Source organism: Kitasatospora sp. NPDC032121 (genome assembly GCF_055580145.1).
Genome location: NZ_JBVILX010000001.1, coordinates 1105366 through 1119665, shown reverse-complemented (window position 1 = coordinate 1119665; position 14300 = coordinate 1105366). Strand labels below are relative to the sequence as shown.

The following is a 14300-nucleotide window of genomic DNA, read 5'->3' as shown; positions in this document are numbered from 1 at the left end:
CGCACCCGGGGAGAGACATGGAAATCCGCTCGGATATGCGCGTGGATCTGATCAAGCATGCCGCCGAGGACGCTGATGTGACCTTCGCCGCCAGGGTCTCCACCCTGGGAGGCGAGACGCGTTTCGTCGAGGCGACGGAGAAGGACGCTGGCCTGATCAACTACCTGATGCGCGACCGACACGGATCGCCATTCGAACACGCCAACTTCACGTTCTACATCGAATGCCCCATCTTCGTGGCCCGTGAATTCATGCGTCACCGCGCGGGCTGGAGCTACAACGAGGAGAGCGGGCGCTACAAGGAGCTTCAGCCGGTCTTCTACGCACCTGGCCGACACCGGAAGCTGGTCCAGGTTGGTAAGCCGGGCGCCTACGAGTTCGAGGCCGGCACCGCAGCCCAGCGGAGTGCCCTCGAACGAGACCTCTACTCGGCATTCATCTGGGCCACCGACCACTACCGCTCAATTCTGAGTCGTGGGATCGCCCGGGAAGTCGCCCGGGTCGTACTTCCGGTAGGCCTCTACACCTCGTTCTACGCGACGTGCAACGCGCGCTCGCTAATGCACTTCCTGAGCCTCCGGACGAAGCATTCCGCGGCCTCCGTCCCTTCCTTCCCTCAGCGGGAGATTGAGATGGTCGCGGAACAGATGGAAGAGCAGTTCAAGAAGCTCATGCCGGTGACCTACGCCGCATTCAACACCCACGGAAGGGTAGCCCCGTGAAGTTCCTAGTCCCATTCGTGGCCCTGGTGGCTGTTCTTGCGGTTCCCGTCGTCGCCCTTTGGATCTGGGCAGCAGCCCCCTGCGGGGTGTGGTCCTGGACCCGGGCGGGTGACACGCCGGCCCGCTGCCTCATGGAGCGGTGATGAGCCGGCTTATGCACTTCTACGTCGAGGGCTGGGAAAACGGCGGCGTAGAACTTACTCACGGCCCTTGTAAGGAGTCCGTGGCCTCCGGCGGGTGCACCTGTTGCGAGGGCCAAGCGGTGACCCTCTTCGACCTCATACAGGCCTCCAAAGACCATCTCTGCGAAGAGAAGGTGGCTTGCTAGAAGTCCTGTCTCACGTGCCCGGAATCCTGCTGGGCTACATCATCGGTCGTCTTCTTCTGAAATGGGTGAAACGTGGCTAACAAGATTCGAGTGACGGTCGTTTACGAGTACGAGCCGGACATGAAGGATTATCCGGGCTGTGGAGACGTGCATGCTGCTGCACTTCTCGATGCCGAGGAGAACGATATCCGCCTGTTCCCCGAGGCGTACGACGAAGACATTGTGTCGGTCCGCTACGAGGGAATCCCCGGCTGATGGCCGCCGCCCTCGTTACCTGGGGAGTGATCGGGTTCGCCGTGGTCTACCTGATCGCACACATCTACCTTGAATCTAGGAAGTAAGGAGCCCAATGCAGGTCATCACCTACAAGATTCGGCGGCAGACCGTACGGATCCACGTCGTAGAGACGGTGATGGACCTCTGGGGCTTCATCGACTTCGTAGAAGCCAACCCGGTCATGGGTTTCGACACCGAGACCACGGGCCTCAACTGGTGGGATTCTGACCGAGGTTTCCGAATTCGTCTGGCTCAGTTCGGTAATGCCAGCGAGGCGTGGGTTCTGCCCGCTGAGCTGAGCCAGGAGTTCCGGCAGGCCGCGGCTTGGGCTCTGCGAAGGGCAGAACGCCTTATCGCGCACAACGGAACATTTGACCAGCACGTTTCGGAGCACTGCCTAGGGGTGCCGCTCGAAGAGCTGGCGCCCAAAACCCTCTGCACGAAGATCACATCCCACCTCGTGGACCCGCGCCAGGTCAAGGAAGGTGGTCCGGGGCTCAAGCTGGAAGAGCTGACCAAGTGCTACATCTCTCCGGAGCTGGCCGAAGAGGTCAAGGGCTCCATGACCCGAATAGCCCAGCGCTACAAGGTCAAGAAGGATGACATCTGGCCCGTCGTCAGACTTTTCGATGAGGAATACCTCCTTTACGCAGGTATGGACCCCATTCTCGCTTACCGGCTGTTCCACATCCTCTATCCGCTCATCCCGCTCCGCAGTCGACGCAAGGGCCTATTCGGCTGGGAACACCGCCTAGCACACATCACAGCCAAGATGGAGCGAACGGGCTACCTCCTCGATCCGCAGTATGCAGAGGCGCGAATAGCGGAGCTGAAGGCTGAGCAGGAGCAATGGGAGGCCGTAGCCCTTCAGCATGGCGTCGAAAACGTCAACTCGAATGCCCAACTCATCGATGCCTTCACCGGGTTCGGGATCAAGCTCACCAAGCGGACCAAGCCGAGCAAGAACCACCCTCGGGGCCAGCCGGCCATGGACGACGAGGTTCTGTCGTCCATCGAGCACCCGCTAGCCGATGCGGTCATGAAGGCCAAGAAGGCCGGGAAGTGGCGGAAAACCTGGTTCGAGCGAGCTCTCAACGGGATGGACTCGCGGAATCGCGTACATGCCTCGATCAATTCTCTCCAGGCCATCACGGCAAGGATGTCGATCACGGGCTCGGTGCCGGCTCAAACCTTCCCGGCCGGCGACGGGTACGTAAGAGGAATGTTCTTGGCAGAGGAGGGCCATGTAACGGTCTGCATCGACTTCGGAAACATGGAGTTGAGGTTCCTCGCCGCCGAGTCCGGAGACCCCGTGATGGTGGATGCATTCCTGAACGGCAAGGACTTGCACCAGATCACCGCGGATGCCGCAGATGTGCCCCGTAAGACGGGCAAGATGGCGAATTTCTTGACTGTCTTCGGCGGAGGCCCGAAAGCTCTTTCCGAACAGGCCGGGGTGCCCTACTCCGTGGCCAAGCGAGTTATCGACGCATTCGGCAGCACTTACAAGAAGGTGGATGACCTCGCGAAGCGCCTCATGGACGAGGCGCGGAAGACCGGGTTCATTTTCACCGTCACCGGGCGGCGCATTCCGGTGGAGTACCGTCGAGCGTATGCCGCCCTCAACTACTACATCCAGAGCGGGAGTCGAGACATTACCGCTCGTGCCCTCATCGCTCTCGATGCAGCGGGCTACACGCCCTTTATGCGGCTCGTAATTCACGATGAGATCGTTTTCAGCTTCCCCAAGGAAAGGGCCGTAGAGATGGCCGAGGAGGCAGCCCGAATCATGGAATTCACTGTCAAGGGCGTCCTAGTGCCGGCCGAGGCTGAGATCGGTGACCAGTCGTGGGGATCGGTCCTGGACCTTGAGGAGAGCAAGCACTGAACGGGCAGAGGATTCAGTACGTGATTTACGACGAAGTACTCAGGTTCACCGAAGAGGAATGGGAAGAGCTCTCCCAGAAGGCCCGAGAAATACACGAAGAGATCGTGGCGGCCTATTTCTTCGGCAGCGTTCAGCGCTGGGTCCTCGGATGGGGACAGTGAATCCGACGACTGATGACGTTGAGGACTGCGAATACTGCCAGAACTCGGCTGCCATCGGCCTTTTCTTGATAGGCGAAGTGGACACCGGCCTGTGCGCCGTGTGCGCTGAAGACAACGACGTTGAGGAGTACTTCTATGAGTGAGAACCCGGACAATGCATTCTCTGAGATCCTGAGTGAGATCGAGGCCGATTTCAATCAGGCACTTATGGAGAAGCGCCTAATCGCAACCGTACTGGTGGCCGAGGGTACCGGCCTGGTCTACACCCGCGCTGTCGCGTCGGGCGTCCCTCACGACCTCGCTCAGGCCATGGCTGCGGAGTACTGGGACGCCGAGACCAACCAGGCTGCCGGCGGCGTCGAGCCGGAGACCGACGAGGAGTGAGACGACCGCTCCTGATCGGGGCTGCCGTAGTGCTCGCTGCGGCGGCTCTGGTGGGCTGCGACGACCGGCGGTGTCTCGAATCCCACACCAACCTGATGACCACGGTCGTAGCAGGCCCCAAGGGCCAGACGCACGTTCAACTCATCCCAGTGACCACCTGCGACCGATACGAGGAGAGGCCTTGAGCTGTCATCACCGGGGCTTTGGGAAGGCCTGGGCCCGTCCGTGCTGGGATTGCTATTTCCTCGGCCTGGCGCAAGCCGTCAGCGCCCGCGGAGACTGCATCCGAAAGCGCGTCGGTGCCGTCCTCGTGGGCAACGACCACAGAGTCCTCAGCACGGGCTACAACGGGAGCGCACCGGGTCAGCCGAGCTGCAAGGCCGGGGGGTGCGATCGGTGCCTCTCTGCGACCCCTTCGGGCTCCGATTACACCAACTGCATCGAGTACCACGCCGAGTGGAACGCGGTCCTCTGGTCTCGCCCGGAGGAGAGGGCCGGCGCCACGCTCTACGTCACGTGGGAGCCCTGCGGCGACTGCCTGAAGCTCATCAAGGGCGTCGGCATCGTCCGCGTGGTCTGGAAGGCCGGCGACCAGATGAAGGAGATGACGCTGTGACCGTCACCAGCGAGATCGTCATCGTGTACGAGGACGGCCGGGAAGAACCGTACGACCCCAACCGGCACTGACAACGAAGAAGCCCCGCGCCAACTGGCGCGGGGCTTCAGGCATTCAGCTCCTACAGCTTGGCTGCAAAGTCGTCTTCCTTTATGACCAAGCGCTGTCGGAAGTCCTTAGGGATCTTGAGCTTCAACTTCACCTCGGGGGCGCGCTGCCCCTTGACCTTGATGCGGGTGACCTCACATGTCACGCCGATGCGCACGAGGTCTTGAGCCATGGCCTCCATGCCGCCCTCTTGCCAGTGCTGCCGGAACGTCTTGCCGTTGCCCACGTTGACCCACCGGTCCTGTGTCGTCTCGGGGTCGATCTCTCCCAGGTCCGTAATCAGCTTGTCCAGGGTTGTTTCAGCCTGTTCGCGGGTGAACCTGGTCTTCGTATACCGGCCTCCGGGCTCCAGCTCCTTCATGTAGTAGGCAATGGACTCTTCGAGCTGGGCGACCCGAGCGCGGACCTCCGCGCCACGGGCGTACTCGCGGAGCTGCACCGGTTCGTCGCCGAGAACGGACAAGACGTCCATGGCTACCTTCATGTAGATCACCTCAGGGTTTGGCGCGCCGAGCCCGCCACTCTTACAGGTCTGGCATCGCAGGTATGCATATTCGCCGTGCTCGTTGGTGGTCTTCTTGACCGTCATGTTGGTTGTGCAGTCCACGCAGATGAGGACACCAAGGAACTTCGTTGCCCCGCCCGGCTGGCGAGTGGGCTGCTTCTTGCTGCGCTTGTCTAGGTCGGCCTGCAACTCGTTGAACTCGACCTCGGTGAAGATGCCTTCGGCGACCCTGATTGGCTTGCCCTTCTGGTCCAGGACCAGCTTCGACCGCCGCGCACGTCCCTTCATCTCAACCTCGACTCGGAACCCCAACAAGCCTGGGTTCCGCAGTCGACTGAGCAGCGTGGACGTCGTTAGGCCCTCGCTCATGAGCTTCGAGCGCTTCAGGACCTTGACCATCCGCGTGGCAGAGACACCCCTCCGAGCCATGCGCCGGCACCAGTGCAAGGCCTTGTAGGCGTCGGGCTCTATATAGAGGACAACCTTCCCGTTCTCGTCCTCCCCGGTCACGTAGCCGTAGGAGGGCTTGCCCACCAGCCAGTCACCCTGAGTCTTGGCGTAGTCCCAGAGGCTCGCCACCCGCGTGCTGGTGTTGGCGGCCTCAATCTCCGCGATGCCGCCGAGCAGGGCGACCATGATCTTTCCGACGACCGTCCGCAGGTCAATCGTGTCGTTGAGGGAGATCAGGTTCTTCCCGTACTTCAGTGCCCAGTCGATCATGACGTTCAGGTCCGACAGGCGACGGATGAAGCGGTCCAGCTTCCAGAACAGCAGGACGTCGAACTCGGGCGCGCGGTTGTTCAGCCAGTCGCCCAGCTGCTTCCGCTTCCACGGGGGCACCTTCGTGGCGGACACGTTCAGGTCGCTGGCGACGCCGACCACGCGGAAGCCCTTGTGCAGGGCCTCGCGCCGAAGGTCCAGCTCCTGACGGACGGGGGACGTGGTGTCCTCCGTAAGTACAGACAGGCGGATGGAGAGGAGAGCCCGCGGTGCGTCGTCCGGCAGGGCAGCCTCGGCCTTCTTCAGGTCCTCCAGGATGGCCAGGTCCGCAGGGGTCCACTCGAAGTCAACGGTGTAGTTCTTCTGACTGGCTGCGGAGGCCGTACGGCTGCGTTTTCCCATGTCAGAGACCCTATGTCTGGATGTCCCCCTGTGTCGATCTGCCCCCAGATGGACACCCAGATCCAGATCGGCCCGACGGGCAAGAAGCTGCTGCCGTTGACGGTCGTCGGCGCCGACCAGCAGAAGTAGCCCGTCGCCCGGAGCGACGTGTGGAGCCCTCCCCGGGTTTTTCGGGGAGGGCTCCACTGGTTCTGCGGGTGGGGTGGTGCCGGTCGCGGGCTACGGCCTGAGGGGCAGTGCGTCACGCAGCGGGCGACGGTCCACTGTTCATGCCGGGTCGGTGTCTCGATCCGGGCGCACCTGCGCTGTTCGTCGCCGCGAAGTACCGCCACGAAGCCGGGAGTGGAATCCAGCGACGCCTCGCTGTCGGGGAAGTAAGTAGTGCCGGTAATTGCGCACCTGGAACACTCCGTCCGGCCTGATTGAGGTCGCCGGGCAGGTCCGGGAAACGCCACAATCTGAGGATTTCCGCGATCACCGTGATCGCGATGGCGCTCTTCTGGAGGGTCGCGGGACGTTTGGGCGCGGCATTGTTCGCACAGTCGCAAGAGGAATGAGAGTGGGCATTGCGCATTCCATGTCGGGGTGATTCCCCGGATCGCCGTGCATGGCCGATAGATAAACGGATGACATTGCTAACACTGCTGTCGTTGGATGGATGCTGCCGAGCCCTGCGGTCGTGCGGGCCCGCCGGCCGGCTGCCTTTCGGGCGCGAGCGGGGCGAAGGGGCCAGGACCGGCGGGGAAAGGGAGCGGGCGGGGCGCGTACCCTTACTGGTGACAGATGTCCGGTGCAGTGACCCGGACCGGGACATAGTGACGAAGGACTGAGCAACCCTGGCACGCCGTACGCCCGACGGTCCGCCGCCCGCGCCGACGGTGCAGCGGATTCGCCTCCGCTACACCAAGCGCGGCCGGCTCCGCTTCACAAGCCACCGCGACTTCCAGCGCGCCTTCGAGCGCGCCCTGCGCCGGTCCGCCGTTCCGATGGCCTACTCGGCCGGCTTCACCCCGCATCCGAAGGTCTCCTACGCCAACGCGGCCCCGACCGGGGTGGCGAGCGAGGCGGAGTACCTGGAGATCGGCCTGGCCGCGGTCCGCGACCCCGAGCAGCTGCGGGCGCAGCTGGACGAGTCGCTGCCGACCGGCCTGGACGTGATCGACGCGGTCGAGGTGCGGACGCCGAACTTCGTGGAGCGCCTGGAGGCCTCCGAGTGGCTGGTCCGGCTGGACGGCGTCGAGCCCGACGTGGCCGCCGAGGCGGTCGCGCGTTTCCTCGCCGCCGAGCGGGTCGAGGTGGAGCGCCGCACCAAGAACGGCCTGCGGGTCTTCGACGCGCGGGGTGCGGTTGCGGCGCTGGAAGCCGTCCCGGCGCAGGTCGAGGCCGGTACGGATGCCGGGGCCGGAACCGGCCGCGATGTTCGGACCGGCCGTCCCTGTGCGATACTGCGCCTGGTAGTACGACACGCCACACCCGCCGTACGACCCGACGACGTATTGTCCGGTCTCCGTGCGACGGCCGACCTGGCGCCGCCGGTCCCCGCAGAGGTGACCAGGCTGGCGCAGGGGCCGCTCGACGAGGAGGCCGGCACGGTGACCGACCCGCTGGCGCTCGACCGCGCCGCGGCCCCGGTCGGCTCGGAGCCGGCCGCAGGGCCGCACGCTACCGCGTCCGCCTAGCGGGGGGAGGCCGGGCCCAGTGCCTCACTGGGCCCGACGGTCCTCCAGGGTTCCCGCGGCTCCCCAGGGGAGCGAGCGTCGTCGCAGCACAGGCCTGCCACCCCGGGGCCTGCCGACCGCGAAGGTCGGCCGGTCCGGGACCCCGTCCGGGAGCCACCCGGGGTTGGGGGAAGGCGCAGCTTGGGAAAACCTCAGAAGACTGGTCAGACCAGAAGACTTTCGACACCCCGCCGAGCGCGGGGCGCCGAGCGAGACTACGAGCCCCTGTGCGGCCTCGCGTCCGCGCGGCGGCACCGTCAAAGGGTCCGGTCCCGGCATCGTCGCGATGCCGACCGCCCAGCGGTGCCGTGCCGTGCCCGGATGCGGAGCCCGGGGGCCTGACGGGAGATCCACCCGCATGCTCGATAACACCGATCCGCAGCAGAATGCGGCCACGGAACAGAACGAAACCGCCGCGACCGGTGGCGAGGGCGCGTCCGCCGCGCCGCCGCGCCGTCGTCGCCGGGCGGTGTCCCGCCCGGCGGGCGCCCCGCAGGGTGCGGCCACCGAGGCGGCCGAGACGGTTCTGCCGGCCGACGCGCCTGCGGCCGTCACCGCTGCGGCTCCGGCCGCTGAGACGGCCGCCGAGCCGGTCGCCGAGAAGCCGGTCCGGGCCCGCCGGACCCGCAAGCGCGCCGAGGCCCCGGCCGGGGCGCCGGAGGCCACCGCGATCGTGGTGACCGCGCCGGAGGCCGTCGAGGCCCCGGAGGCCGAGGCCACCGCGAAGGCGCCGAAGGCCGCCAAGGCCACGAAGACCGAGAAGGCGGCCAAGAGCGACAAGGCCGAGAAGGCGGAGACGGCCGAGAAGCCCGCCCGGGCCCGCCGCACCCGCAAGCGCGCCGAGGCGCCCGCCGGTGCCCCCACTGCCGAGGCCGAGGCCCCCGCCGTCGAGGCGCCGGTCGTCGAGACCCCCGCCGTGGAGGCGCCGGTCGTCGAGGCCCCCGCCGAGCCGGCGGCCGAGGAGGCCCCCGCCGCTCCGGCCCGCCGCACCCGCCGCCGTCGCGTGGTCGAGGCCGCGCCGGTCGTCGAGGCCCCGGTGGAGGAGCCCGCCGCCGAGGAGCCGCAGGCCGAGGAGCCCGAGGAGGAGGCCGTCGAGGCTGCCACCGAGGCCCCCGCCGCCCAGCCCGCCGTTGCCGCCCCCGCCGCCCCGGCCGCCGAGGCCGAGCCGCACCACCGGGTGCGCCGCCGCGCCGTCCGCCCGGCCACCGCGGTCTTCCAGGCCCCGGTGTTCCAGGAGCCGGCGCCCTTCGTCGCGCCGGCCGCGCCGGAGCAGCCCGCCGCCGCCCAGGCTCCCGCCGTCGCCCAGGCTCCCGCCGAGGCCCCGGCCGAGGCCGGGCGCGAGGAGGACGACGAGTTCGAGTACAGCGGCGTCGGCCGTCGCCGCCGGGTCCGTACCCGGGTCGAGCCGACCCGCCGCAAGCCGGCCGCCCAGGCCCCGGCGAAGGCTCAGGCCAAGGCGCCGGTCGCGGCGCCCGTCGTCGAGGCCCCGGCCGTCGAGACGCCCGCCGTGGAGGCCCCCGCCGCCGGTCCGGAGACCGAGGACGAGTGGGAGGACGGCCGTCCGTCGCGCCGTCGCCGCCGGGGCGGTCGCCGCCGTCGCCGCGGCGAGGCCGAGGACTTCGAGGCAGCCGAGGCCGTCGAGACCGAGCAGCCCGCCGCCGAGGAGCCGGCCGAGGCCGTCGCCGAGGAGGAGGGCGAGGAGGACGACGACCTGGCCGGCGGCCTGTCCTCGTCCCGCCGTCGCCGCCGCCGTCGCCGTCGCAGCGGTGAGGCCGGCGCCGTCGAGACCGCCGAGACCACCGAGGACGGCGTCCGCACGGTGGTGAAGGTGCGCGAGCCGCGCCGCCGCTCCACCGAGCCGTCCTTCGACCCGGACGAGGTGCAGTCCATCAAGGGCTCGACCCGTCTGGAGGCCAAGAAGCAGCGCCGCCGCGAGGGCCGCGAGCTGGGCCGCCGCCGGGTGCCGATCATCACCGAGGCCGAGTTCCTGGCCCGCCGCGAGTCGGTCGAGCGCGTCATGGTGGTGCGCCAGAGCGGCCAGCGGACCCAGATCGGCGTCCTCGAGGACGGCGTGCTGGTCGAGCACTACGTCAACAAGGAGCAGGCCACCTCGTACGTCGGCAACGTCTACCTGGGCAAGGTCCAGAACGTGCTGCCGTCGATGGAGGCCGCCTTCGTCGACATCGGCAAGGGCCGCAACGCGGTGCTGTACGCCGGCGAGGTCAACTTCGGCGCGCTGGGCGGCCACGGCGGCCCGCGCCGGATCGAGTCGGTGCTGAAGTCCGGCCAGTCCGTGCTGGTGCAGGTCTCCAAGGACCCGATCGGCCACAAGGGCGCCCGCCTGACCAGCCAGATCTCGCTGCCCGGCCGCTACCTGGTGTACGTGCCCGAGGGCTCGATGACCGGCATCTCGCGCAAGCTCCCCGAGAACGAGCGCGCCCGCCTGAAGCAGATCCTCAAGAAGATCGTCCCGGACGACGCGGGCGTCATCGTGCGCACCGCGGCCGAGGGCGCCTCCGAGGAGGAGCTGACCCGCGACGTCCAGCGCCTCCAGCAGCAGTGGGAGGACATCCAGAAGAAGGCCACGACCGGCAACGCCCCGGCGCTGCTGTACGGCGAGCCGGACATGACCGTCCGGGTCGTGCGCGACATCTTCAACGAGGACTTCAGCAAGGTCATCGTCTCCGGCGACGAGGCGTGGAAGACCATCCACGAGTACGTCTCCCACGTGGCCCCGGACCTCGCCGAGCGGCTCCAGCGGTGGACCTCCGAGGTGGACGTGTTCGCCACCTACCGGATCGACGAGCAGCTGATGAAGGCGCTGGACCGCAAGGTCTGGCTGCCCAGCGGCGGTTCGCTGGTGATCGACCGCACCGAGGCGATGGTCGTCATCGACGTCAACACCGGGAAGTTCGTCGGCCAGGGCGGCAACCTGGAGGAGACGGTCACCCGGAACAACATCGAGGCGGCCGAGGAGATCGTGCGCCAGCTGCGGCTGCGCGACCTCGGCGGCATCATCGTGATCGACTTCATCGACATGGTGCTGGAGTCCAACCGCGACCTGGTGCTGCGCCGCCTGCTGGAGTGCCTGGGCCGGGACCGGACCAAGCACCAGGTGGCCGAGGTCACCTCGCTGGGCCTGGTCCAGATGACCCGCAAGCGGGTCGGCCAGGGCCTGCTGGAGTCCTTCTCCGAGCCGTGCGTGCACTGCAACGGCCGCGGCGTGATCGTCCACATGGAGCAGCCGAGCGCCCACGTCCACGCCCCCGTGGCGGCGGGCGAGGTCGGCGGCGGCAAGCGCCGTCGCCGGGGCAAGGGCGGCGCGGGCCACGAGGAGCCGCAGGCCGTCGAGGCCGCGGTGGCCGTCGTGGCCGAGCCGGTGGTGGTGGAGGCCGTCGCCGAGCCGGCCGAGCCGGTGCGCGAGGAGATCGAGGGCCAGCTGGCCCTGGAGGTCCCGGGCGTCGAGGCCCCGGCCGAGGCGGCCGCGCAGGCCGTGCCGGCCCCGGTCGTCGAGGCTCCCGTGGCCGAGGCCCCGGCCGCCGCTCCGGCGGGCCGTCCGCGTCGTCGCGCCGTGCGCAAGGCGACCGCTCCGGCGGGTTCCCCGGACTCCGCCGAGATCGTGGTGCTCCAGGCCAAGGCCGAAGCGGCGCTGGAGGCGGCCCTGGAGGCCGCCGCCCCGGCGGTCGCGGAAGCCGCTGCCGAGGCCGCCGCCGAGGCGCCGGGCGAGCCGGTCGTGGTCGCGGAGGCCGCGGTCGCCGCCGAGGCTCCGGAGGCCGCCGAGGCCACCGAGGCCGCTGCCGAGGCTCCGGCCGAGGAGGCGCCGGCGCCGAAGAAGCGGGCCGCCCGCAAGACCGCCGCGAAGAAGACCGCCGCCAAGAAGACCACCGCGGCGGCCAAGAAGACCACCGCCCGCAAGACCGCGACCAAGCGGACGAGCGCGGCGGCCAAGAAGGCCGCGGCCGCCGAGGGTGATACGGCGGCCGAGTAGTGCCCACGCCCGGGGCGGGAGCGATCCCGCCCCGGGCCGTACGGGCCGGTTTGCCCCCCGGGCGGCCGGTCCGTATTCTTGACCATCGGCGTGTCTACGCCATGCTCCCGAGCACATCACCTTCCGAGGTCGCCGCGTTCGCGCGGAGGGCCGGGGAGAGGCTCCTGTGTCCGTACCCAGGTGGCTGGCGTCGGGGGTTCCGACCGAGCAAGGAAAGCAGGTACCGCATGTACGCGATCGTTCGCGCAGGCGGCCGCCAGCACAAGGTCGCCGTGGGCGACGTGCTGGAGATCGACCGTATCGAGGCCAAGCCGGGTGACTCGGTCGAGCTCTCGACCATCCTCGTCGTCGACGGTGACGCTGTCACCTCCGACCCGTGGGTCCTGGCCGGCGTGAAGGCTCACGCCGAGGTGGTCGACCAGACCAAGGGTGACAAGATCGTCATCCTGCGTTACAAGAACAAGACCGGCTACCGCCGCCGTCAGGGTCACCGTCAGCAGCACACCGCGGTGCGCATCACCAGCATCGACTCGGTCAGCAAGTAAGGGGATAGCGAAAAATGGCACACAAGAAGGGCGCAAGCTCTACTCGTAACGGCCGTGACTCGAACGCCCAGCGCCTCGGCGTCAAGCGCTTCGGTGGCCAGGTCGTCTCGGCCGGCGAGATCCTCGTCCGCCAGCGCGGCACCCACTTCCACCCGGGTGCCGGTGTCGGTCGCGGTGGCGACGACACGCTGTTCGCGCTGACCGCCGGTGCGGTGCAGTTCGGCAACCGTCGCGGCCGCAAGGTCGTCAACATCGTGGCCGTCGAGGCCTGAGTCCCCGCGGACTCCCGAGTCTGAGCGGACCCACCGGGTCCGGGTGGACTCACCGGGTCTGAGAAGACTCACAGTGAAGGGTGGGCCGGAATTCTCCGGTCCACCCTTCGCGCTTTACGCAGGTAGCAAGCAGACTCTCGCGCACTGGAGGCACACCCCATGACCACCTTCGTGGACCGCGTCGAACTTCATGTCGCCGCGGGTAACGGGGGCCACGGCTGCGCCTCCGTGCACCGCGAGAAGTTCAAGCCGCTCGGCGGGCCGGACGGCGGCAACGGCGGTGAGGGCGGCAGCGTCATCCTCACCGTGGACTCGCAGGTCACCACCCTGCTCGAGTACCACCACTCGCCCAAGCGCAAGGCCACCAACGGCAAGCCGGGCGCCGGCGGCCACCGCACCGGTGCGGACGGCGAGGACCTCGTCCTGCTGGTGCCGGGCGGCACCGTGGTGCTGGACCGCAAGGGCAACGTGCTGGCCGACCTGGTCGGTCACGGCACCAGCTTCGTCGCCGCCCAGGGCGGCCGCGGCGGCCTCGGCAACGCCGCGCTGGCCTCGGCCCGCCGCAAGGCGCCCGGCTTCGCGCTGCTCGGCGAGCCCGGCGAGGCCCGTGACATCGTCATGGAGCTCAAGTCCGTCGCCGACGTGGCCCTGGTGGGCTACCCGAGCGCCGGCAAGTCCTCGCTGATCTCGGTGCTCTCCGCCGCCAAGCCGAAGATCGCCGACTACCCGTTCACCACCCTGATCCCCAACCTCGGCGTGGTCACCGCGGGCGACACCGTCTACACCATCGCCGACGTGCCCGGCCTGATCCCGGGCGCCAGCCAGGGCCGCGGCCTGGGCCTTGAGTTCCTGCGGCACGTGGAGCGCTGCTCGGTGCTGGTGCACGTGCTGGACTGCGCCACCCTGGAGCCCGGCCGTGACCCGCTGAGCGACCTGGAGACCATCGAGGCCGAGCTCGCCGAGTACGGCGGCCTGGAAGACCGCCCGCGCCTGGTCGCGCTCAACAAGGTCGACGTCCCGGACGGCCAGGACATCGCCGACCTGACCCGTGCCTCCCTGGAGGAGCGCGGCTACCGGGTGTTCGAGGTCTCCGCCGCCTCCCGCAAGGGCCTGCGCGAGCTGAGCTTCGCGGTGGCCGGGATCGTCGCCGAGGCGCGCGCCGCCAAGCCGGCCGAGGAGTCCACCCGGATCGTGCTGCGGCCCAAGGCCGTCGACGACGCGGGCTTCACCATCACCGAGGAGGACGGCGCCTACCGCATCCGCGGCGTCAAGCCGGAGCGCTGGGTCCGCCAGACCGACTTCGCCAACGACGAGGCCGTCGGCTACCTCGCCGACCGGCTGGCCCGCCTCGGCGTCGAGCAGGAGCTGTGGAAGGTCGGGGCGCACGAGGGCGACACCGTCATCATCGGCCCGGACGAGAACGCCGTCGTCTTCGACTGGGAGCCGACCATGGCCGCCGGCGCCGAGATGCTCGGCCGCCGCGGTGAGGACCACCGCTTCGAGACCCAGCGCCCGGCGGTCGACCGCCGCCGCGAGAAGCAGAAGGGCCGGGACGCGGCAGAGGCCGAGTTCCTCGCCTTCGAGGCGCTCTCCAGCGGCCGCCAGGCCGCCATCGAGGGCGACGACGACGAGGACTACTGAGCGCGCTGAGCGCTTCACGCCGGACG

General features: G+C 68.4%; 12 protein-coding genes. 11 read left to right on the top strand and 1 reads right to left on the bottom strand.

Going from position 1 to position 14300, the window contains the following annotated elements:
• Positions 1-35 precede the first annotated feature (35 nt).
• The 6 genes from thyX to ACZ5OX_RS05110 all read left to right on the top strand — a co-directional run bounded on the left by thyX (position 36) and on the right by ACZ5OX_RS05110 (position 4375).
• Positions 36-722, top strand: coding sequence for an FAD-dependent thymidylate synthase (thyX, locus tag ACZ5OX_RS05135; RefSeq protein WP_465628900.1), 687 nt, complete (start codon positions 36-38; stop codon positions 720-722).
• A 400-nt stretch (positions 723-1122) separates the two neighbouring features.
• Complete coding sequence (locus ACZ5OX_RS05130) at positions 1123-1305, top strand: hypothetical protein (protein WP_465628762.1); 183 nt, start codon at positions 1123-1125, stop codon at positions 1303-1305.
• A 94-nt stretch (positions 1306-1399) separates the two neighbouring features.
• The gene (locus ACZ5OX_RS05125; protein ID WP_465628761.1) at positions 1400-3214 is read left to right on the top strand and encodes a DNA polymerase; all 1815 of its coding nucleotides are present in this window, start codon (positions 1400-1402) and stop codon (positions 3212-3214) included.
• Positions 3215-3234: 20 nt separating this feature from the next.
• The gene (locus ACZ5OX_RS05120) at positions 3235-3375 is read left to right on the top strand and encodes a hypothetical protein (RefSeq protein ID WP_465628760.1); all 141 of its coding nucleotides are present in this window, start codon (positions 3235-3237) and stop codon (positions 3373-3375) included.
• Positions 3376-3510: 135 nt separating this feature from the next.
• The gene (locus ACZ5OX_RS05115) at positions 3511-3759 is read left to right on the top strand and encodes a hypothetical protein (RefSeq protein WP_465628759.1); all 249 of its coding nucleotides are present in this window, start codon (positions 3511-3513) and stop codon (positions 3757-3759) included.
• A 70-nt stretch (positions 3760-3829) separates the two neighbouring features.
• Positions 3830-4375 carry a deoxycytidylate deaminase gene (locus ACZ5OX_RS05110; protein ID WP_465628758.1) on the top strand — a complete coding sequence of 182 codons (546 nt, stop codon included), beginning with the start codon at positions 3830-3832 and terminating at the stop codon, positions 4373-4375.
• 121 nt (positions 4376-4496) lie between these two features.
• Here the strand turns inward: ACZ5OX_RS05110 and ACZ5OX_RS05105 are convergent, their stop codons facing one another.
• Entirely contained in the window at positions 4497-6110 is a 1614-nt protein-coding gene (locus ACZ5OX_RS05105) for a recombinase family protein (protein ID WP_465628757.1), read from the bottom strand.
• Between the two features lie 878 nt (positions 6111-6988).
• On the opposite strand from ACZ5OX_RS05105, the gene ACZ5OX_RS05100 reads away from it, so the two are divergent.
• The 5 genes from ACZ5OX_RS05100 to obgE all read left to right on the top strand — a co-directional run bounded on the left by ACZ5OX_RS05100 (position 6989) and on the right by obgE (position 14274).
• Entirely contained in the window at positions 6989-7789 is an 801-nt protein-coding gene (locus ACZ5OX_RS05100) for a TIGR03936 family radical SAM-associated protein (protein ID WP_465628756.1), read from the top strand.
• A 397-nt stretch (positions 7790-8186) separates the two neighbouring features.
• Positions 8187-11816 carry an Rne/Rng family ribonuclease gene (locus ACZ5OX_RS05095; protein ID WP_465628755.1) on the top strand — a complete coding sequence of 1210 codons (3630 nt, stop codon included), beginning with the start codon at positions 8187-8189 and terminating at the stop codon, positions 11814-11816.
• Between the two features lie 227 nt (positions 11817-12043).
• Complete coding sequence (rplU, locus tag ACZ5OX_RS05090; RefSeq protein ID WP_045696828.1) at positions 12044-12361, top strand: 50S ribosomal protein L21; 318 nt, start codon at positions 12044-12046, stop codon at positions 12359-12361.
• 14 nt (positions 12362-12375) lie between these two features.
• Positions 12376-12633 carry a 50S ribosomal protein L27 gene (rpmA, locus tag ACZ5OX_RS05085; RefSeq protein WP_030058248.1) on the top strand — a complete coding sequence of 86 codons (258 nt, stop codon included), beginning with the start codon at positions 12376-12378 and terminating at the stop codon, positions 12631-12633.
• A 159-nt stretch (positions 12634-12792) separates the two neighbouring features.
• Positions 12793-14274 carry a GTPase ObgE gene (gene obgE, locus ACZ5OX_RS05080; protein ID WP_465628754.1) on the top strand — a complete coding sequence of 494 codons (1482 nt, stop codon included), beginning with the start codon at positions 12793-12795 and terminating at the stop codon, positions 14272-14274.
• Positions 14275-14300 lie beyond the last annotated feature (26 nt).

Excerpts from the sequence above, each read along its gene's own strand:
- thyX (WP_465628900.1), top strand. The coding sequence starts at position 36 with ATGCGCGTGGATCTGATCAAGCATGCCGCCGAGGACGCTGATGTGACC.
- ACZ5OX_RS05125 (WP_465628761.1), top strand. The coding sequence starts at position 1,400 with ATGCAGGTCATCACCTACAAGATTCGGCGGCAGACCGTACGGATCCAC.
- ACZ5OX_RS05115 (WP_465628759.1), top strand. The coding sequence starts at position 3,511 with ATGAGTGAGAACCCGGACAATGCATTCTCTGAGATCCTGAGTGAGATC.
- ACZ5OX_RS05105 (WP_465628757.1), bottom strand. The coding sequence starts at position 6,110 with ATGGGAAAACGCAGCCGTACGGCCTCCGCAGCCAGTCAGAAGAACTAC.
- ACZ5OX_RS05095 (WP_465628755.1), top strand. The coding sequence starts at position 8,187 with ATGCTCGATAACACCGATCCGCAGCAGAATGCGGCCACGGAACAGAAC.
- rplU (WP_045696828.1), top strand. The coding sequence starts at position 12,044 with ATGTACGCGATCGTTCGCGCAGGCGGCCGCCAGCACAAGGTCGCCGTG.
- rpmA (WP_030058248.1), top strand. The coding sequence starts at position 12,376 with ATGGCACACAAGAAGGGCGCAAGCTCTACTCGTAACGGCCGTGACTCG.
- obgE (WP_465628754.1), top strand. The coding sequence starts at position 12,793 with ATGACCACCTTCGTGGACCGCGTCGAACTTCATGTCGCCGCGGGTAAC.